A 17,898-nucleotide genomic window follows, 5' to 3' on the forward strand; every position below is an offset into this window, starting at 1 on the left:
TCTCATTGGAGTCGTGCGATGAGCGAGCCGGCCAAGCCGGGCATTTTCGATCGACTGCGGACCCGCTACGGCTGGATCGATCACGTCATCCGCGCCTACCAGCGTTTCGACGAGCGCAACGGCGGGTTTTTCGCGGCCGGCCTCACCTATTACACGATCTTCGCGTTGTTCCCTTTGCTCATGGTCGGTTTCGCGGTCTTCGGGTTCGTGCTGGCCCGCCGGCCGCAGTTGTTGAGCACCATCGACGACCACATCCGTTCCCAGGTGAACGGCACGTTGGGTAATCAGCTGCAGGAGTTGATGAATTCGGCGATCGACGCCCGAACGTCGGTCGGCATCATCGGTTTGGCCACCGCGGTGTGGGCGGGCCTGGGCTGGATTTCGCACCTGCGCCAGGCGCTGACGGAGATGTGGTGGGACACCCACATCGAGTCACCGGGCTTCGTGCGCAACAAGCTCTCCGATCTGCTGGCGATGGTGGGGACGTTCGCGGTGATCGTGGTCACCGTCGCACTGACCACCGTCGGCCACGCCGCGCCCATGTCCGCGCTGCTGAAATGGCTTGGCATACCGCGGTTTGTGGTGTTCGACTGGCTCTTCTGGCTGATCTCCATTCTGATCGCGACGCTGGTGTCGTGGTTGCTGTTCACCTGGATGATCGCCCGGTTGCCCCGGGAGAAGGTCAGCCTGGTCGATTCGATGCGCGCGGGGTTGATCGCGGCGATCGGCTTCGAGGTGTTCAAACAGGTGGCGTCCATCTATCTGAAGACGGTGCTGCGCAGTCCCGCGGGAGCCGCGTTCGGGCCGGTGCTGGGCTTGATGGTGTTCGCCTACATCACCGCCTATCTGGTCCTGTTCTGCACGGCCTGGGCGGCGACGGCATCCACGGATCCACGCAGTCTGCCCGTCGCCCCGCCGGCCCCGGCGATCATCGCCCCGCGCGTGCAGATGGATGAGGGCCTCAACACCCGCCAGACGCTCACGGCGATGGCGCTGGGAGCCGTTGGCGCGCTGACACTTTCCCGCATCGCCCGCTTCACCCGGCGCAGCCGCTAGCCGACCAGTTTGAGACCCGCGACGCAGACCACGATCCCGGCGATCAGCGCCAGCTTGATCGACGAAACGTATTCGCCACCGGTCAGCATCGCATAACCCACCGTGAGCGCGGCCCCGACGCCGACCCAGACCGCATAACTGGTTCCGACCGGCAGCGTGCGCATGGCGATCGCCAATCCGCTCATCGAAAGAGCCACGGCCGCAAGGAAAACCAGCGACGGCAGCGGCCGGGAGAAGCCGTCCGCCTTGCTCAGGGCGGTCGCCCACACCGCCTCCAGGATCCCCGACGCAATCAGGACGAGCCAGGCCATCACGCACCTCCGCGGCGCCGTCTTGTCGCTGGCCGGGTACGGGGCCCCTCGTCCGGTTGTCAGGTGCTGACGCGCTCGATGCTAACAAACTTCCGGCGACGGATCCCGCCAGTCACCGCGCAGCATGACGGCGCCGACCTGCAGATCGCGGTCCAGCACAACAAGATTGGCGTCGTGGCCCGCCCTGAGTTCACCCACCCGCGGCAGGCCGAGCGCTCGCGCCGGCGTCACGGCCGTCGTCTGCACGGCCGCCACCAGCCCCGCATCGGCGTGCACCGTGCGGAAGAGCCGATCCATGGTGGCGGTGCTGCCGGCGATCGTCGACGTCCCGTGCACGCGTGCGACGCCGGAGACGACGTCGATGGGCACCGCCCCGAGCCGGAAGGCGCCGTCGGCGCGGCCGGCCGCGGCGATCGCGTCGCTGACCATGGCGACCCGGCCGGGTCCGGCGGCCCCGATCACCGACCGCACCACGTCGGGGTGCAGGTGCACGCCGTCGGCGATCAGCTCGACGGTCACCCGGGGGTCGCGCAGCAGGGCCAGGGCCGGGCCGGGTTCGCGATGGTGCAGCGGTGGCATCGCGTTGAACAGATGCGTGCCGACCGTGGCGCCCAGCGCGATGGCGTGCCGGGTCTGCTCATAGGTGGCGGCCGTATGACCCACCGCCACAACGACTCCCGCCTCGGTGAAGCGCCGGATCGCCGCGTCGGCCCCGGGCAGCTCGGGAGCCAGCGTCACCATCAGGATCGCGTCGCCGCCCACGGCCAGCAGCGCGTCGATCTCGTGCGCGTCCGGATCGCGCATCTGGGTCCGGTCGTGGGCGCCGCAGTGCGCCCGGCTCAGCCACGGCCCCTCGAGGTGGATGCCCGCGACGGTGCCGCGCCCGGTGGCCCCGGCCAGCGCGCGCACCCCGTCCAGCAGTTCGGGCGGCGAGGCGGTGACCAGGCTGGCCAGCGTGGTGGTGGTGCCGTGCCGCAGGTGAAACGCCGCGGCGCCGGCGATGCCGTCGGCGTCGGTGTAGGAGGCGCCGCCGCCGCCGTGCACGTGCATGTCGACAAAGCCCGGCACCACAGTGCAATCCGGGAAATCCCGATCGGGTGGCTCGGGCGGCGGCCCGGGCGCGCAGGCCGCGATCCCTTCACCGGCCGTCCGCAGCCAGCCCGGGCGGCAGACCTGACCCTCGAGCACCATGGTGCCCGCGGCGATCAAGGGCACGGGTTCTCCCAGCGGCCGCCGTTCTCCCAGAAGTGGCGGATGTCCTCGAGCTGGCGGCCCTTGGTCTCCGGCGCGTAGCGGTAGACGAAGACGAACGCGACCAGCGCGAGCGAGGCGAACAGCGCGAACGTCCCTGCGCCGCCCAGCGAATGGAGCAGGCTCAGGAACACTGCGGCGATGATGGCGTTAGCCACCAGGTTTGAGGTCAACATGGTGCTCGACCCGATCGAGCGTAGCCGCGACGGGAAGCTTTCGCTGGCGTACACCCAGCCCAGCGAGCCGAAGCCCATGGTGTAGCCGACGATGAACAACAGGATGCCGGCGAACCCGGCGATCGCGCCGCCGAAACCCTGGCCGAACACCGCCATCAGTGCGACGTCGGCGGCGATCATCATGGCGGTGCCCCACAACAGGATTGGCCGTCGGCCCACCCGGTCGACCAGCAGCAGCGCCGCGCCGACCGCCGCCAGCCCGGCGACCTGCAGCAGGGCCGGGAGCCCGAGCAGCGCGAAATTGCCGGTGAAGCCCATGGCCTGGAAGATGCGGGGGCTGTAGTAGATGATCGCGTTGATGCCGGTGATCTGGATCAGAAAGCCGAGCACCACGACGAAGGCGGTGGCCCGCAGGTACGGCGGCCGCAGCATCTCGGCGAACCCGCCGCCCGCGCCGGGGGCATCCTCGCTCAGCGCGCGCCCGATCTCGGCCAGCTCGTCGTCCACGCGCGCCGCCGGCTCGACCCGCAGCAGCGCCCGCCGGGCCTCGTCCGTCCGGCCCTTGAGCACATACCAGCGTGCCGTGTCGGGCATCCGAATCACCAACGGCAGCAACAGGATTGCGGGCACACAGGCGAGCCCCAGCATCCATCGCCAGCTGTGGGTGCCGGCCAGCGCGTAGCCGGTCAGATAGCCGACGATCAGGCCGCTGACGATCGCCAGCTGATAAGCCGTCAGCAGCGAGCCGCGCACCGCCGTCGGCGCCGATTCGGCCACGTACACCGGCACCACCACCACCGTCACCCCGATGGTCAGGCCCAGCAGCAGCCGCGCCGTCAACAACATCGGCAGCGAGATCGAGAACGCGGCCAGCAGCGCGAAAACCGCGTAGGCGCACAGGATCAGCACCACGGATCGTTTGCGCCCGATGACGTTGGCCAGCACGCCGGCGCCCAGCGCACCGAAGATCTGCCCGATCACCACCATCGTTGTCAGCAGTTCCTGCTGGCGCGTGGACAGTCCGAAGTCCTCGGTGACGAACAACTGCGCCCCGGCGATGATGGACAGGTCGTAGCCGTAGATGACGCCGACGCTGGCGGCGGTCAGCCCGACCAGCAGTCCGCGCCGCGATCCGCGTGCCACGGCGCTCAGCGGTGCTGCGGTCGGCGGTTCATCGAACGGGCCATCATGATCAGCGCGAACACCACGACGGTGCCGATCACCGCCACACCCACCCGGATCGGCATGGCGTCCGCGGACGGGATGATGCCGCCGGCCGCGGCGTTGTTGGCGAGCGGGTCCGCGGCGGCGTCGCGCTTGGCCGGCGCCAGCGACGGGTCCGGGGCGATCAGCGAGGCGACCTGGGTGCCCTGCGGCGTGGAGAAGCCGTAGTCCAGCAGGTGCGCGGCCTGTTCCCACGGCGCGATCGGCACCCGCGTGCCATGCAACAGCACCGCCACCAGCCGTCGTCCGTCGTGGTTGGCCGCGCCCACGAACGTCTGGCCCGCGTCGTCGGTGTAACCGGTCTTGCCGCCCAGGGCGCCGGGATATTTGTAGAGCAACTGGTTGTCGTTCTCCAGCTCGTAGCCCGGGTGGTCGCCGTGGCCAGGGAAGTCGAACGTCCGCGTCGCGACGATGTCGGCGAACGTGGGGTTCTGCCAGGCGTAGCGGTAGAACAGCCCGATGTCGTACGCCGAGGTGCTCATGCCCGGCGCGTCCAGGCCCGACGGCGACGCCACCCGGGTGTCCTGACCGCCCAGCTTAGCGGAGAGCACGTTGATCTTCTCCAGCGCCTGCTGCATGCCGCCCAGCTGCATGGCCAGCGCGTGCGCGGCGTCGTTGCCGGAGTGCATCAGCAGCCCGTGCAGCAGCTGGTTGACGGTGAACACGCCGCCCTCCTCGACGCCCACCTTGGTGCCCTCGGCCGCGGCGTCGTCGGCGGTTCCGGGAACGGCCTTGTTCAGGTTGAGCGCGTTGATGGAGGCCATCGCGACCAGCACCTTGATGATGCTGGCCGGGCGGTGCCGCCCGTGGGGATCCTTGGCGGCGATCACCGCGCCGCTGTCCAGGTCCGCCACCAGCCAGGCCTCGGCGGAGACGTCGTTGGGCAGGGCTGGCGTGTTCGGCGCCGCGACGATGCCGCAGCTGCCCAGCGCGTCACCGCCGACCGGCTTGGCGGGCACCGCCAGCGGGATCGGCGGGTCACCGGCGGTGGGGGCCTCGGAGGAATCCACCGCCGGCGGCGTGTTCACCTTGTACGGGCAGTTTGCCGGCGCGGCATTGGGCTCCGCGCCGGGTTCTGCGCCGGCGAGCGGCAGACCCGCCGTGACGGGGGCGGCCGCCAGGAAAAGCGCCGCTGCCAGGCATGATGCGGAACGTAACAGGGTCATCGTCTGTGCACAGTAAGCGATCGACGGCCCGAATCCGGGGAGCCGCGCTGTGACTGGTGAGACGGAAGTTACTGAGCCGTGTCGGCTGGGCCGGGTTACGCTGGGCACGCGGTCAGCCTGGATGCCGTCGACCGCCCCGACTTGCCGAGGGATGTGCCATTTCAAACGACGGGTTTTGGTCTCGAACGTGGTCCGCGCGGCGGCGCGGCGGCGACGGGCCGCGATCGTTGGAACATCTGCTCAAGCAGGTGGAGAAGGGCAGCCAGGTTCGCAGCTCCGATCATGACCGGGTGCTGGCGGAGCTGAAGCAGCACCGCGATGCCGCGCCCGAGGGCGACCTGCGGTCGGCGCTGGCCTGGCTGTGCAACGCGCAATCGCGGATCGGGAGCAGCCCCACCGCGGCGCATTCGCGGGAGGTGCTGCTGGCCGCGTACGAGGTCAGGCGGATCCTGGCTACAGCAGACGGCACTCGTCGCTGAGCACCGCGCGCAGCGCCGCCTCAATGAGGTCGAATTCGGCCTGGCCGCTGATCAGCGGCGGCGCCAGTTGGATGACCGAATCGCCGCGGTCGTCGGTGCGGCAATACAACCCCGCCTCGAACAGCGCCGAGGAGACCCGGGCCAGCAACGGGCGGCGTTCGTCGTCGCTGAAGGTCTGCTTGGTGGCCTGGTCCTTGACCAATTCCACGCCGTAGAAGAATCCCTCCCCGCGCACGTCGCCGACGATGGGCAGGTCGTACAGCTTCTCCAGGGTGGCGCGGAAGGCGGGCGCCTGAGTTCTGACGTGATCGTTGAGGCCCTCGCGCTCGAAGATGTCCAGGTTGGCCAGCCCGACGGCCGCCGAAACCGGGTGGCCGCCAAAGGTATAGCCGTGCGGGAACATGGTGGCGCCGTCGTTGAACGGCTCGAACAGCCGCTCGCTGGCGATCATGGCGCCGATCGGTGAGTAGCCCGACGTCATCCCCTTGGCGCAGGTGATCATGTCGGGCACATAGCCGAAGTCGCCGAGGTCCGATGAGCAGGCGAACATCGACCCGATCCGGCCGAACGCGCAGATCACCTCGTCGGAGACCAGCAGCACGTCGTATTCGTCGCAGATCTCGCGCACCCGCGCGAAATAGCCTGGGGGAGGCGGGATGCTGCCGCCCGCGTTCTGCACCGGCTCCAGAAACACCGCGGCCACGGTGTCGGGGCCCTCGAACTCGATGGCCTCGGCGATCCGGTCGGCGGCCCACTGCCCGAACGCCTTCGGGTCGGTGCGCAGCGTTTCGGGCGCCCGGTAGAAGTTGGTGTTGGGCACCCGGAAGCCGCCGGGTGTCACCGGCTCGAACGGCGCCTTGTATTTCGGCAGCCCGGTGATCGCCAGCGCGCCCTGGGTGGTGCCGTGGTAGGCGACCGATCGCGAAATCACCTTGTGCTTACCGGGTTTGCCGGTGAGCTTGAAGTACTGCTTGGCCAATTTCCACGCGGTCTCGACGGCCTCGGTTCCGCCGGTGGTGAAGAACACCCGGTTCACGTCGCCCGGGGCGTGGCCGGCGAGGCGTTCGGCGAGCTCGATCGCCGGGGGAGTGGCGTAGCCCCACAGCGGGAAGAACGCCAGCGTGCCCGCCTGGCGGGCGGCGACCTCGGCGAGCTCGGTGCGGCCATGGCCGACCTGCACGGTGAACAGCCCGGACAGGCCGTCGAGGTAACTCTTGCCGCGGTCGTCGTAGATGGTGACACCCTCGCCGCGGGTGATGATCGGCGGCGTGATGTCCGGGCCGTGCCGGGCGAAGTGCAGCCAGAGATTCCCAGTCATGTTGTTGGTGAGCGTAGCGCTCGGCTGGATGGCGCGGCTCCTTCCTCGCGCCGTTCGGCGCTCGGCGTCGCCGCGCTCGGTTTGATGGCGCGGCTCCTTCCTCGCGCCGTTCGGCGCTCGGCGTCGCCGCGCTCGGTTTGATGGCGCGGCTCCTTCCTCGCGCCGTTCGGCGCTCGGCGTCGCCGCGCTAGGCTTTGCGCATGACCTCAACGCAGGTCAGCGAGTTCGAAGCGCTGCGTCCGCATCTCATGGCGGTGGCCTACCGGCTCACCGGCACGGTGGCCGACGCCGAGGACATCGTCCAGGACGCCTGGCTGCGCTGGCACCGGCAGGACCCCGAGAAGGCGACGCAGATCACCGACCTGCGCGCCTGGCTGACCACGGTGGTGAGCAGGCTGTGCCTGGACAGGCTGCGCTCCGCCGCGCATCGCCGCGAGACCTACACCGGCAACTGGCTGCCCGAGCCGGTCGTCACCGGGTTCGCCTCCCCCGCTTCGGAACCCGACCCGTTGTCCGCGGTGGTGGCCGACGAGGACGCGCGGTTCGCCGCGATGGTGGTGCTCGAGCGGCTGTCGCCCGATCAGCGGGTCGCCTTCGTGCTGCACGACGGGTTCGCCGTGCCGTTCGCGGAGGTGGCCGAGGTGCTGAGCACCAACGAGGCCGCCGCGCGGCAGCTGGCGTCGCGGGCCCGCAAGGCCGTCGCCGCCGAGCCCGCACCCAAGCCCGATCCGGCGCACAACGAGGTGGTGGGCAAATTGCTGGCCGCCATGGCCGCGGGGGATCTGGACGCCGTGGTGGCGCTGCTGCATCCCGACGTGATCCTGACCGGCGACGCGAATGGCAAGGCGCCCACCGCAGTCAACGTCATTCTCGGCGCCGACAAGGTGGCCCGGTTCTTCTTCGGCCTGGCCCAGCGCTACGGGCCGGCGATGTTCACCTCGTATCAGCTGGGGCTGGTCAACGGCGAGCTGGGCGGTTACACACCCGGCTGCCCCGCCAGTGAGGGTTACCGCGAGCTGATGCCGCGGATCATGGCCGCGACGGTGCGCGACGGAAAGGTCTGCGCGCTATGGGATGTCGCCAACCCCGACAAATTCACCGGTTCCCCGTTGCGGGCTCGTTGAGCTCGGTAGCCGATGGCGACGACCCGCTGCGCCCGGCTACGCCGCGCTTGCGATCGTCGCTTGCCCACGGAACCCGGCACGCGTCACCGGAATTGAAGCCCTGCTCGGTGATGCCCAACGCGGTGTTCATCCGCGCCCGCATGTTCTCCACCCCGATCTGATAGGTCAGCTCGATCACCCCGGCATCGCCGAATCGGGCCCGCAGATCGGCGACCTGCTCGTCGGTGACGGTGTGCGGATCGGTGGTCATCGCGTCGGCGTAGGCGATCGCGGCGCGCTCGTCGTCGCTGAACGCCGTTGAGCTGCGGTAGTTCTCGATATCCTTGAGCCTCTCCATGTCCAGGCCGTCGAGGCGCTGCAGCATGGACCCGAAGTCCACGCACCACGAGCAGCCGACCGTGCGCGCGGTCCAGAACACCGCCAGCTCACGCACGCTGACCGGCAACGTCTTCGACGCCCGGTCCAGCATCGTCTCGTGCAGGGCGCCGGCGATCATCAGCCCGCGGTGATGCGCGGTGACGGTGAAGGGCTCGGGAACCTGGCCGAAGCGTCGCTTGGCGATCCGGTACATGGCCCGGGTCAGCAACCCGGCGCGCTGGGGGGACAGGGGCTCGATGCGGGTTTTCTGTGTCTGTGTCATACCCGTCAGACGAGACGGGCCCGAGAAGTGTGACGGGCGTGGTGAGCAGTGGTTTCCCGGCAAGGGGCCGGGGTACCCGTCTCGCAACCTCGCCGGCCAACCGGTGCGGCGGGGCAGCGAGAGGGTGAGGAGACAGATGATGACCTCTCAAAACGATCAACAGCCGGACGATGCGAGGCTGGAGCGCTTCGACGACCCCGAGTTGGGTAGCGGTGCGCGCGACACCGGCACGGACACCCCCGAACCCGGCGGGGGAGATCGCCCCGTCGGAACCGTGGACGAGGACGCGAATCCACCGATGAGCGACCCGACCGCGTCGGATACCTACAGCGGCACCGGTGAGTTGCCGCCACAGGACACCGGCAGTGCGATCCCGCCGTACGAGGGCCGCCGAGAAAGTGCCGCGACCGACACCCAAGGCGCCGGCGGTGCGACCGGCCCGGCGGCGGACGCCGAGTTCAAGTCAGCCAGCCCGTCGGAGACCCCCGGCGGTGCGACTCAGTCGCCGGCAGACGAACAACCCGCTTCGCAAATGCCGGAATCCGATCGCGACGACGACCGCGTGGGGCCGGCGCACGTGGCGGGTACCCGCCGGGGTGAGTCGAAACCCTGACCTACCCCGCGTAGCCGCGAAAACCCTAGCGCGAGAACATAATCGCGCGCTTGACCTCCTGGATCGCCTTGGTGATCTGGATGCCGCGCGGGCAGGCCTCGGTGCAGTTGAACGTGGTGCGGCAGCGCCACACGCCGTCGACCTCGTTGAGGATGTCCAGGCGCTCGGCGGCGGCCTCGTCGCGGCTGTCGAAGATGAACCGGTGCGCGTTGACGATCGCCGCCGGCCCGTAGTAGCTGCCCTCGTGCCAGAAGATGGGGCAGCTGGTGGTGCACGCCGCGCACAGGATGCACTTGGTGGTGTCGTCGTAGCGCGCGCGGTCGGTCGGGCTCTGGATGCGTTCGCGGGTCGGGGGATTGCCGGTGGTGACCAGGTACGGCTTGACCGCGCGGTAGGCGTCGAAGAACGGCTCCATGTCGACGATCAGGTCCTTTTCCACCGGCAGCCCGCGGATCGGCTCGACCGTGATGGTCAGGGCCTTGCCCGGCTTCGTGGGCAACAGGTCGCGCATCAGCACCTTGCACGCCAGCCGGTTGACGCCGTTGATCCGCATGGCGTCCGAGCCGCACACCCCGTGCGCGCAGGAGCGCCGGAAGGTCAGCGTCCCGTCCAGGTAGCTCTTGATGTAGATCAACAGGTTGAGCATCCGGTCGCTGGGCAGGCACGGCACCCGAAAGCTTTGCCAGCCACCGGTTTCCGCGTAGGCGTCGGGCTGGTCCGGGTTGAACCGGGCGATCTTGACGGTCACCATCACCGCCCCGTCGGGAATCGCCGGCAGCGGCGGTTCCAGGCTGGTCTCGACCTCGGCTGCCTCTTCGGTTCCGACGCTCTCGGCCATCAGTACTTCCGTTCCTTGGGTTCGTAGCGCGTCTGCACCACCGGCTTGAAGTCCAGCGCGATGTCGCTCAGCAGATCGCTGCCCTGCTTGTAGGCCATGGTGTGGCGCATGAAGTTGACGTCGTCGCGGTTGGGGTAGTCCTCGCGGGCGTGGCCGCCGCGGGACTCCTTGCGGTTCAGCGCACCGACCACGGTGACCTCGGCCAGCTCCAGCAAGAAGCCCAGCTCGATGGCCTCCAGCAGGTCGCTGTTGAACCGTTTTCCCTTGTCGTGCACGCTGATTCGTGCGTAGCGCTCCTTGAGGGCGTGGATGTCGGTGAGCGCCTGCTTGAGCGTCTCCTCGGTGCGGAATACCGCGGCGTTGTTGTCCATCGACTGCTGCAACGCGTTGCGGATGTCGGCGACGCGCTCGTTGCCGTGCTCGCTCAAGATGTCGCCGACCCAGCCCACGACCATCGCCGCGGGTTCGGGCGGCATGTCCACGAAGTCGTGGCCCCGAGCGTAACCGGCCGCGGCGATGCCGGCGCGGCGGCCGAACACGTTGATGTCCAGCAGCGAATTGGTGCCCAGCCGGTTGGCCCCGTGCACCGATACGCACGCACACTCGCCGGCCGCGTACAGGCCCGGCACCGTAGAAGTGTTGTCGCGCAACACCTGTCCGGTGACGGTGGTCGGGATGCCGCCCATCACGTAGTGACACGTCGGGTAGACCGGGACCAGCTCCTTGACCGGGTCCACGCCCAGGTAGGTGCGGGCGAACTCGGTGATGTCGGGCAGCTTGGCCTCCAGCACGTCCTCACCGAGGTGGCGGACGTCGATGTAGACGTAGTCCTTGTGCGGGCCCGCGCCGCGTCCCTCCAGAACCTCCAAAACCATGGAGCGGGCGACGATGTCGCGCGGGGCCAGGTCGACGATCGTGGGGGCGTAGCGCTCCATGAAGCGCTCGCCCTCGCCGTTGAGCAGCCGGCCGCCCTCGCCGCGCACCGCCTCGGAGATCAGGATGCCCAGTCCCGCCAGGCCGGTCGGGTGGAACTGGTGAAACTCCATGTCCTCCAACGGAAGTCCCTTGCGGAAAACGATGCCGATGCCGTCGCCGGTGAGCGTGTGCGCGTTGGAGGTGGTCTTGTACATCCGGCCCGACCCGCCGGTGGCCAGCACGACCGCCTTGGCGTGAAAGACGTGGATGTCGCCGGTGGCCAGCTCGTAGGCGACCACCCCGGTGGCCACCGGCCCGCTGGGCGTCTGCGTCAAAACCAGGTCCAGCGCATAGAACTCGTTGAAGAACTGCACGTCGTGCTTGACGCAGGTCTGGTACAGCGTCTGCAGGATCATGTGACCGGTGCGGTCGGCGGCGTAACAGGCCCGGCGCACCGGGGCCTTGCCGTGGTCGCGGGTGTGGCCGCCGAACCGGCGCTGGTCGATGCGGCCCTCGGGGGTGCGGTTGAACGGCATCCCCATCTTCTCCAGGTCGAGCACCGCGTCGATGGCTTCCTTGCACATGATCTCCACCGCGTCCTGGTCGGCGAGGTAGTCGCCGCCCTTGACGGTGTCGAAGGTGTGCCATTCCCAGTTGTCCTCTTCGACGTTGGCTAGCGCCGCGCACATCCCGCCCTGCGCGGCCCCGGTGTGGCTGCGGGTGGGGTAGAGCTTGGTCAACACGGCGGTGCGCACCCGTGGGCCCGCCTCCACCGCGGCCCGCATGCCGGCACCGCCGGCGCCGACGATCACCACGTCGTATCGGTGTTGCTGGATCAAACGATCAGCCTCCCTACGAAGAGATGTTGGGGTCGAACGTCAGTAGCACGTAAGTGCCCAGCACCAACGTGAACCCCATCGACAACAACAGCAGGCTGTTGAGCCAGAACCGGGTGCTGTCCTTGCGGCTGTAGTCGTCGATGATGGTGCGCAGGCCGTTGCCGCCGTGCAGCTGCGCCAGCCACAGCAGCGCCAGGTCCCAGAACTGCCAGAACGGCGACGCCCAGCGCTGCGCCACGTAATTGAAGTCGATGCGGTACACGCCGTTGTCCCACATCAGCATGATGAACAGGTGGCCGATCGCCAGCACGAACAGCGCGATCCCGGAGAACCGCATGAACAGCCAGGCGAACTTCTCGAAGTTGGGGATGCCGGCCCGCCGCCGCGGGGAGCGCGGGTTGTCCAAGCTGGCGGGGCGGTCGTACAAGCGCTGTTTGACCGGGGCGACCTCGCCGCGACCCAGCTGAAGATCCGGGCTGCTCATCGGAAGTGCTCCATCATGTGGATGACCGTCACCACGCCGGCAGGAACCATCAGCAGCAGGAACACGACGCCGACGATCCAGAACATCAGCCGCTGGTGGCGCGGGCCTTCGGACCAGAAGTCGATCAGGATCACCCGGATGCCGTTGAGGCCGTGGAAGAGCACCGCGGCGACCAGGCCGTACTCCATGAGGCCGACGATCGGCATCTGGTAGTCGTGGATCACCGCGTTGTAGGTCTGCGGGCTGACCCGCAGCATCGCGGCGTCCAGGACGTGGACGAACAGGAAAAAGAAGATCGTCGCGCCGCTGATCCGGTGCAGCACCCACGACCACATGCCGGGGTCGCCGCGGTACAGCGTCCGCGGCGGCCTGCGTTTGCGCGAGGGAGCCGGTGCCGCCGGATCCGCGGTTGTCGGTTGCGTAGTCACCCCAGTCCTCACCGCCTTCTTCCGGCTTCAACGTCGGTCACGCCGGGCACTTGAGCTTAGCTCGGACACGCTGTGACTTGCGCCAATGTCTCCTCGGGCGAATTGCCGTTTTGCGGCTAGGGTGGCTCTCGGAATCGGCCATGGGTGAGCGGGGTTTCGTGATGCCGGAGATCGACTGGAATGCGTTGCGCGACAAGGCGATCGATGCCGCGGCGGGTGCCTACGCACCGTACTCGCGATTCCGGGTCGGGGCGGCCGCCCTGGTCGATGACGGCCGGGTGGTGACCGGCTGCAATGTGGAGAACATCTCATATGGCCTTGGTCTCTGCGCCGAATGCGCCGTGGTGTGTGCCCTGCATACGGGCGGCGGCGGGCGGCTGGTGGCGCTGGCGTGCGTGGACGGGCGGGGATCGGTGCTGATGCCGTGCGGGCGGTGCCGTCAGGTGCTGGCCGAACACGGCGGCCCCGAGCTGCTGATCGACCATCCGCGCGGGCCGCGCCGGCTCGGCGACCTGCTGCCGGACGCCTTCGGCGCCGACGACCTGGCACGCGGGCGCGGCTGAACGCCGTCCCCAACCGGTGCCCGGCGGCTTGCTGAGCGTTACCGGTCGGCTTACCGTCAATGCGTGCAACGGGGGAGCGCGCCGATGATGCCGACGGGATCGCTGCCCGCAGTGCTGCGCGGACTCTTGGGTGTGGTGCTGATCGCGGCGGGGATGGGCGCCGCCGGATGCGCATCCCGAACGCCGAGTGCAAAACCGCCATCGACGCCCGCGTCGTCGGCGCCGGCGTCGTCGTGGGTGGAGGACTCCGTCTTCTTCCCCGTGGGGGATATGACGGTGTACGGCACGTTCCGGCATCCGGCCGGCCACGGCCGGGCCGTGCCGGCGGCGCTGCTGATCGCCGGCAGCGGGCCGACGGATCGCAACGGTGACTCGGCCGCCATGCCGGGCCAGGTGGACACGCTGCGGAACCTGGCGCGGGCGCTGTCCGACGACGGCGTCGCTAGCTTGCGCTACGACAAGCTCGGCACCGGTCAGACCGGCCTCGGCTCGTACGCGACCGACCCGGCAAAGGTCGGCATCGGCACATTCCAGGACGAGGCGACCGCCGCGTTGAACTTCCTCGCCGGCCAATCCGGGGTCGACCGGACCCATCTGATCGCGCTCGGCCACAGCGAGGGCGCCCTGTACGCGATGATGCTGGCCACCGCCGCGCCCGGGACCGTCCCCGCGGTGCAGTCCTTGGGTCTGGTGGAGCCGGCGAGCCGCCGCATCCTCGACCATGTGTCCGAACAGGCCCACGCCCAGGCCGACGCGGCCGTCAGGTCCGGGCGAATCACCGCGGCGCGCGCCGCCGACAGCACCGCGGCGATCGATCACGCGATACAGGAGTTCCGCGCGACCGGCCAGGTTCCGCCCGACGAACCGCCGGGGCTGAGGGCGGTGATCAACGCCGCCAACGCGCATGCCCTGTTGCAGGAAGACGCGATCGACCCGGCAGCGCTGGCCGCCAAGCTGCCGCGCGACATGCCGGTGCTGGTCACCTGCAGTGACGCCGATCTGCAGATCACCTGCCAGGACGTCGATTCCCTAGTGTCCGGCCTGACCAGCGCGGGCACCAAGACCGACTACGTCCACCTGACCGGTGTGGACCATGTCCTGAAAGAGGACGCCAGCCGACTGCCGGCCAATTACACGAAGCCCTTGCCGTTCTCCACCCAGCTCGTCGGCGCGCTGGCGTCGTTCGTCAAAGAGAGCGGGACGACACCCTGAGCGGCGACGCCCTTGACTGACCCCGCGTTCGACGCGCCCACGGTGATCAGGACCAAGCGCGACGGCGGCCGGTTGTCCGATGCCGCCATCGACTGGGTCATCGGTGCCTACACCGACGGCCGGGTGGCCGAAGAACAGATGGCGGCGCTGCTGATGGCGATCCTGCTGCGCGGCATGGACCGCGGCGAGACCGCGCGGTGGACGGCGGCGATGCTGGCGTCGGGCGACACGCTCGACTTCGGCGACCTGGGCCTGCGGACCGTCGACAAGCACTCCACCGGCGGGGTGGGGGACAAGATCACGCTGCCCCTGGTGCCCGTCGTCGCCGCCTGCGGCGCCGCGGTCCCGCAGGCGTCCGGTCGCGGCCTCGGCCACACCGGCGGCACGCTGGACAAGCTGGAATCCATCGCCGGGTTCACCGCCGAGCTGTCCAACCGGCGCGTGCGCGACCAGCTGCGCGACCTCGGGGCGGCCATCTTCGCCGCCGGTGACCTGGCCCCCGCCGACGCCAAGCTGTATGCGCTGCGGGACGTCACCGCCACCGTCGAGTCGCTGCCGCTGATCGCCAGCTCGGTGATGAGCAAGAAGCTGGCCGAGGGGGCCGGGGCGCTGGTGCTCGACGTGAAGGTCGGGTCGGGCGCGCTGCTGGGGTCGGAGCGGGAGTGCCGCGAGCTGGCCCGCACCATGGTCGAGCTGGGCGCGGCGCACGGGGTGCCCACCCGCGCGCTGCTGACCGACATGAACCGCCCGCTGGGCGCGACCGTTGGCAACGCGCTGGAGGTCGCCGAGTCGCTCGAGGTGCTGGCCGGGGGCGGGCCGCCCGACGTCGTCGAGCTGACGCTGCGGCTGGCCTGCGAGATGCTGGAGCTGGCCGGCGTCGACGCGCGCGACCCCACCGACACCCTGCGCGACGGCACCGCGATGGACCGGTTCCGCCGGCTCGTCGCGGCCCAGGGCGGCGACCTGTCGGTGCCGTTGCCGCTCGGTCGGCATGCCGAGGCCGTGACCGCCCCCCGGGGCGGCACAATGGGCGATATCGACGCGATGGCAGTGGGGCTGGCGGCATGGCGGCTCGGCGCGGGCAGGTCCCGCCCGGGCGAACGGGTGCAGTCGGGCGCCGGTATCCGGATCCACCGCCGCCCCGGCGAACCGGTCAGCGCCGGTGAGCCGGTGTTCACCCTCTACACCGACACCCCGGAGCGCTTCGGCGCCGCGCTCGCCGAGCTGGACGGCGGGTGGGGCATCGGCGACACGCCCCCGGCCTCCCGGCCGCTGATCATCGATCGGATCGTCACATGACCGCACCCCTGGGGCTCGAGCAGATCAGAAAGGCCCCCAAGGCCGTGCTGCACGATCACCTCGACGGCGGCCTGCGCCCGTCGACCGTGCTGGAGATCGCCGGGCAGATCGGCTACGACGGGCTGCCCGCCACCGACGTCGACGACCTGGCGACGTGGTTTCGCACCCGTTCGCACAGCGGCTCGCTGGAGCGCTACCTGGAGCCGTTCTCGCACACGGTGGCGGTGATGCAGACGCCCGAGGCGCTGCATCGGGTCGCGTTTGAATGCGTGGAGGATCTGGCCGAGGACTCGGTGGTGTATGCCGAGGTCCGGTTCGCACCCGAGCTGCACATCGACCGCGGGCTGTCCTTCGACGCGATCGTCGACGCCGTGCTGGCCGGTTTCGCCGACGGCGAGAAGGCCTGCGCCGCGGCCGGGCGTCCGATCGTGGTGCGGCTGTTGGTCACGGCGATGCGCCACGCTGCGGTGTCCCGGGAGATCGCCGAGCTGGCAATCCGGTTCCGGGACAAGGGGGTTGTCGGGTTCGACATTGCCGGCGCCGAGGCGGGCAACCCACCGACCCGGCACCTGGATGCCTTCGAGTACATGCGAGATCACAACGCGCGCTTCACCATTCACGCCGGTGAGGCGTTCGGCCTGCCGTCCATTCACGAGGCGATCGCCTTTTGCGGTGCGGACCGGCTGGGCCACGGGGTGCGCATCGTCGACGACATCGAGGTGTTGGCCGACGGCAAGGTCCGGCTGGGTGAACAGGCATCTATCTTGCGGGACAAGCGGATTCCGTTGGAGCTGTGCCCCAGTTCGAACGTGCAGACCGGCGCCGTCAACAGCATCGCCGAGCACCCGTTCGATCTGCTGGCCCGCACCCGCTTCCGGGTGACCGTGAACACCGACAACCGGTTGATGAGCGACACCTTCATGAGCCGCGAAATGCACCGGCTGGTCGAGGCTTTCGGCTACGGATGGAGCGACCTCGAGCGGTTCACCATCAACGCGATGAAGTCCGCGTTCATCCCGTTCGACGAACGGTTGGCGATCATCGACGAGGTGATCAAGCCACGCTATGCCGTGCTGATCGGCTAGCGGCTCACCCTCATATGCGCTCAGTCTGCGGCGCCCGCGCTAAATCCGGTAGCCCATAACGGGTTCGGCTCGACGGACAGCCCCATGGCCCGCACCGTGCTGGCCAGGTGGGTCTGCACCGCGCGTAGCGCCCGCGGTAGGTCGCCGTCGCGCAGGGCTTCGGCGATGCCGCGGTGCTCCGCCATGATCGTGGCCACCCGATCGGGTTCGCGCAGCGCCGATTCCCCGATCATCCGCATCTGGCGGTCGCGCAGCGTCGAGTAGAAATTCGACAGGATGGCGTTGCCCGACTCTTCCAGGGTGATGGCGTGGAAGGCGCGGTCGGACTCCAGGAATTCCCGCCAGTCGGCCGCCGCGGCGGCCTCACCCTGCCGGCGCAGCTCGCCGGATTGCCGTTCGTAGACCGCGGCGCAGACGGCGGGACCGCGCCCCACCACCTTGGCGGCCGCGAACTGCTCCAGCACCAGCCGGGCCTCCATGACCGCGCGGACCTCGTCGGGCGAGACCGGGACCACCAGGGCGCCGCGCTGCGGATACAACCGCAACAGCCCCTCGGCCTCCAGCCGCAGGAACGCCTCGCGCACCGGGGTGCGCGACATCCCCAGCGCGGTGGCGACGTCGCCTTCGCTGATCAGCTCGCCGCCGGCGAATTCGCCCGTCAGGATCTGGGCCTTGACGTGGTCCAGCGCGCGATCCTTGGCCGTGCCCGGCCGCGGGCCCTGCGCCGCCATACCGCCCCACTCTTGTAGCTAAGTCGTATCTCAAGGGTGCTCACGACCGTACACCCCGCCGTCCCACCAGGGAGAATTGACACTAAGATACAAGATAAATACTATTTAGATACGGCAGAAACCCAAGCGGCAAGGGAGACCGAGAT

18 protein-coding genes, 1 pseudogene and 1 riboswitch are annotated in these 17,898 nt (G+C 69.3%); of the genes and pseudogenes, 8 read left to right on the plus strand and 11 right to left on the minus strand.

Going from position 1 to position 17,898, the window contains the following annotated elements:
- Positions 1 to 18: 18 nt before the first annotated feature.
- Positions 19 to 1,056: an inner membrane protein YhjD gene (gene yhjD / locus AC5Y5B_RS19900; RefSeq protein ID WP_112633658.1), complete on the plus strand. Its 1,038-nt coding sequence runs from the start codon at positions 19 to 21 to the stop codon at positions 1,054 to 1,056.
- Here the strand turns inward: yhjD and AC5Y5B_RS19905 are convergent.
- The 4 genes from AC5Y5B_RS19905 to dacB1 form a co-directional block, all read right to left on the minus strand.
- On the minus strand, positions 1,053 to 1,367 hold the full coding sequence (locus AC5Y5B_RS19905) for a DMT family transporter (protein ID WP_112633657.1): 315 nt from the start codon (positions 1,365 to 1,367) through the stop codon (positions 1,053 to 1,055). The two genes, yhjD and AC5Y5B_RS19905, sit on opposite strands and share 4 nt — an antisense overlap.
- 11 nt (positions 1,368 to 1,378) lie before the next feature.
- Positions 1,379 to 1,443, minus strand: a riboswitch (guanidine-III (ykkC-III) riboswitch).
- A gap of 5 nt (positions 1,444 to 1,448) precedes the next feature.
- Positions 1,449 to 2,582 carry an N-acetylglucosamine-6-phosphate deacetylase gene (gene nagA, locus AC5Y5B_RS19910; RefSeq protein WP_112633656.1) on the minus strand — a complete coding sequence of 378 codons (1,134 nt, stop codon included), beginning with the start codon at positions 2,580 to 2,582 and terminating at the stop codon, positions 1,449 to 1,451.
- A complete protein-coding gene (locus AC5Y5B_RS19915; protein WP_112633655.1) occupies positions 2,573 to 3,937 on the minus strand; it encodes a sugar porter family MFS transporter in 1,365 nt (454 codons plus the stop codon). Before AC5Y5B_RS19915 ends, nagA begins: the two co-directional genes overlap by 10 nt.
- A gap of 5 nt (positions 3,938 to 3,942) precedes the next feature.
- Positions 3,943 to 5,184 carry a D-alanyl-D-alanine carboxypeptidase DacB1 gene (dacB1, locus tag AC5Y5B_RS19920; protein WP_112633654.1) on the minus strand — a complete coding sequence of 414 codons (1,242 nt, stop codon included), beginning with the start codon at positions 5,182 to 5,184 and terminating at the stop codon, positions 3,943 to 3,945.
- Positions 5,185 to 5,411: 227 nt separating this feature from the next.
- Between dacB1 and AC5Y5B_RS19925 the strand changes: the two genes are divergently transcribed.
- Positions 5,412 to 5,663 carry a hypothetical protein gene (locus tag AC5Y5B_RS19925; RefSeq protein WP_112633653.1) on the plus strand — a complete coding sequence of 84 codons (252 nt, stop codon included), beginning with the start codon at positions 5,412 to 5,414 and terminating at the stop codon, positions 5,661 to 5,663.
- Here the strand turns inward: AC5Y5B_RS19925 and AC5Y5B_RS19930 are convergent.
- Positions 5,638 to 6,981: an aspartate aminotransferase family protein gene (locus AC5Y5B_RS19930; RefSeq protein WP_205869135.1), complete on the minus strand. Its 1,344-nt coding sequence runs from the start codon at positions 6,979 to 6,981 to the stop codon at positions 5,638 to 5,640. The genes AC5Y5B_RS19925 and AC5Y5B_RS19930 overlap by 26 nt on opposite strands.
- Positions 6,982 to 7,181: 200 nt before the next feature.
- On the opposite strand from AC5Y5B_RS19930, the gene AC5Y5B_RS19935 reads away from it, so the two are divergent.
- The gene (locus AC5Y5B_RS19935; RefSeq protein ID WP_500006173.1) at positions 7,182 to 8,105 is read left to right on the plus strand and encodes a sigma-70 family RNA polymerase sigma factor; all 924 of its coding nucleotides are present in this window, start codon (positions 7,182 to 7,184) and stop codon (positions 8,103 to 8,105) included.
- A 52-nt stretch (positions 8,106 to 8,157) separates the two neighbouring features.
- Here AC5Y5B_RS19935 and AC5Y5B_RS19940 read toward each other — a convergent pair.
- Positions 8,158 to 8,778 (minus strand): annotated as a pseudogene (locus AC5Y5B_RS19940) (carboxymuconolactone decarboxylase family protein); the annotation flags it as partial.
- A 106-nt stretch (positions 8,779 to 8,884) separates the two neighbouring features.
- Here AC5Y5B_RS19940 and AC5Y5B_RS19945 point away from each other — a divergent pair.
- On the plus strand, positions 8,885 to 9,358 hold the full coding sequence (locus AC5Y5B_RS19945) for a hypothetical protein (protein ID WP_500006174.1): 474 nt from the start codon (positions 8,885 to 8,887) through the stop codon (positions 9,356 to 9,358).
- A 25-nt stretch (positions 9,359 to 9,383) separates the two neighbouring features.
- On the opposite strand, the gene AC5Y5B_RS19950 is transcribed toward AC5Y5B_RS19945, so the two are convergent.
- Genes AC5Y5B_RS19950 through sdhC form a run of 4 tightly spaced genes read right to left on the minus strand, consistent with a single transcriptional unit; the run spans position 9,384 to position 12,769 of the window.
- Entirely contained in the window at positions 9,384 to 10,196 is an 813-nt protein-coding gene (locus tag AC5Y5B_RS19950; RefSeq protein WP_112633650.1) for a succinate dehydrogenase iron-sulfur subunit, read from the minus strand.
- Positions 10,196 to 11,950, minus strand: coding sequence for a succinate dehydrogenase flavoprotein subunit (gene sdhA, locus AC5Y5B_RS19955; RefSeq protein WP_500006175.1), 1,755 nt, complete (start codon positions 11,948 to 11,950; stop codon positions 10,196 to 10,198). The genes AC5Y5B_RS19950 and sdhA overlap by 1 nt, the downstream gene beginning before the upstream one ends.
- Positions 11,951 to 11,963: 13 nt before the next feature.
- Positions 11,964 to 12,434, minus strand: a complete 471-nt coding sequence (locus AC5Y5B_RS19960) for a succinate dehydrogenase hydrophobic membrane anchor subunit (RefSeq protein ID WP_500006176.1) — start codon at positions 12,432 to 12,434, stop codon at positions 11,964 to 11,966.
- Positions 12,431 to 12,769 (minus strand): succinate dehydrogenase, cytochrome b556 subunit, encoded by a 339-nt coding sequence (gene sdhC, locus AC5Y5B_RS19965; RefSeq protein ID WP_240631765.1) that lies wholly within the window; start codon positions 12,767 to 12,769, stop codon positions 12,431 to 12,433. The genes AC5Y5B_RS19960 and sdhC overlap by 4 nt, the downstream gene beginning before the upstream one ends.
- Before the next feature lie 254 nt (positions 12,770 to 13,023).
- Here sdhC and AC5Y5B_RS19970 point away from each other — a divergent pair, with 254 nt between their 5' ends.
- The 4 genes from AC5Y5B_RS19970 to AC5Y5B_RS19985 all read left to right on the plus strand — a co-directional run bounded on the left by AC5Y5B_RS19970 (position 13,024) and on the right by AC5Y5B_RS19985 (position 17,021).
- A complete protein-coding gene (locus AC5Y5B_RS19970; RefSeq protein ID WP_500006191.1) occupies positions 13,024 to 13,425 on the plus strand; it encodes a cytidine deaminase in 402 nt (133 codons plus the stop codon).
- Positions 13,426 to 13,488: 63 nt separating this feature from the next.
- Positions 13,489 to 14,637 (plus strand): alpha/beta hydrolase family protein, encoded by a 1,149-nt coding sequence (locus AC5Y5B_RS19975; protein ID WP_500006177.1) that lies wholly within the window; start codon positions 13,489 to 13,491, stop codon positions 14,635 to 14,637.
- 12 nt (positions 14,638 to 14,649) lie between these two features.
- Positions 14,650 to 15,936 carry a thymidine phosphorylase gene (locus AC5Y5B_RS19980; RefSeq protein WP_500006178.1) on the plus strand — a complete coding sequence of 429 codons (1,287 nt, stop codon included), beginning with the start codon at positions 14,650 to 14,652 and terminating at the stop codon, positions 15,934 to 15,936.
- Positions 15,933 to 17,021 carry an adenosine deaminase gene (locus AC5Y5B_RS19985; RefSeq protein WP_500006179.1) on the plus strand — a complete coding sequence of 363 codons (1,089 nt, stop codon included), beginning with the start codon at positions 15,933 to 15,935 and terminating at the stop codon, positions 17,019 to 17,021. Before AC5Y5B_RS19980 ends, AC5Y5B_RS19985 begins: the two co-directional genes overlap by 4 nt.
- Positions 17,022 to 17,041: 20 nt before the next feature.
- Here AC5Y5B_RS19985 and AC5Y5B_RS19990 read toward each other — a convergent pair whose 3' ends face one another.
- Positions 17,042 to 17,752, minus strand: coding sequence for a GntR family transcriptional regulator (locus AC5Y5B_RS19990; RefSeq protein WP_500006180.1), 711 nt, complete (start codon positions 17,750 to 17,752; stop codon positions 17,042 to 17,044).
- Positions 17,753 to 17,898 lie beyond the last annotated feature (146 nt).

This window comes from Mycobacterium sp. NGS33, assembly GCF_059812885.1.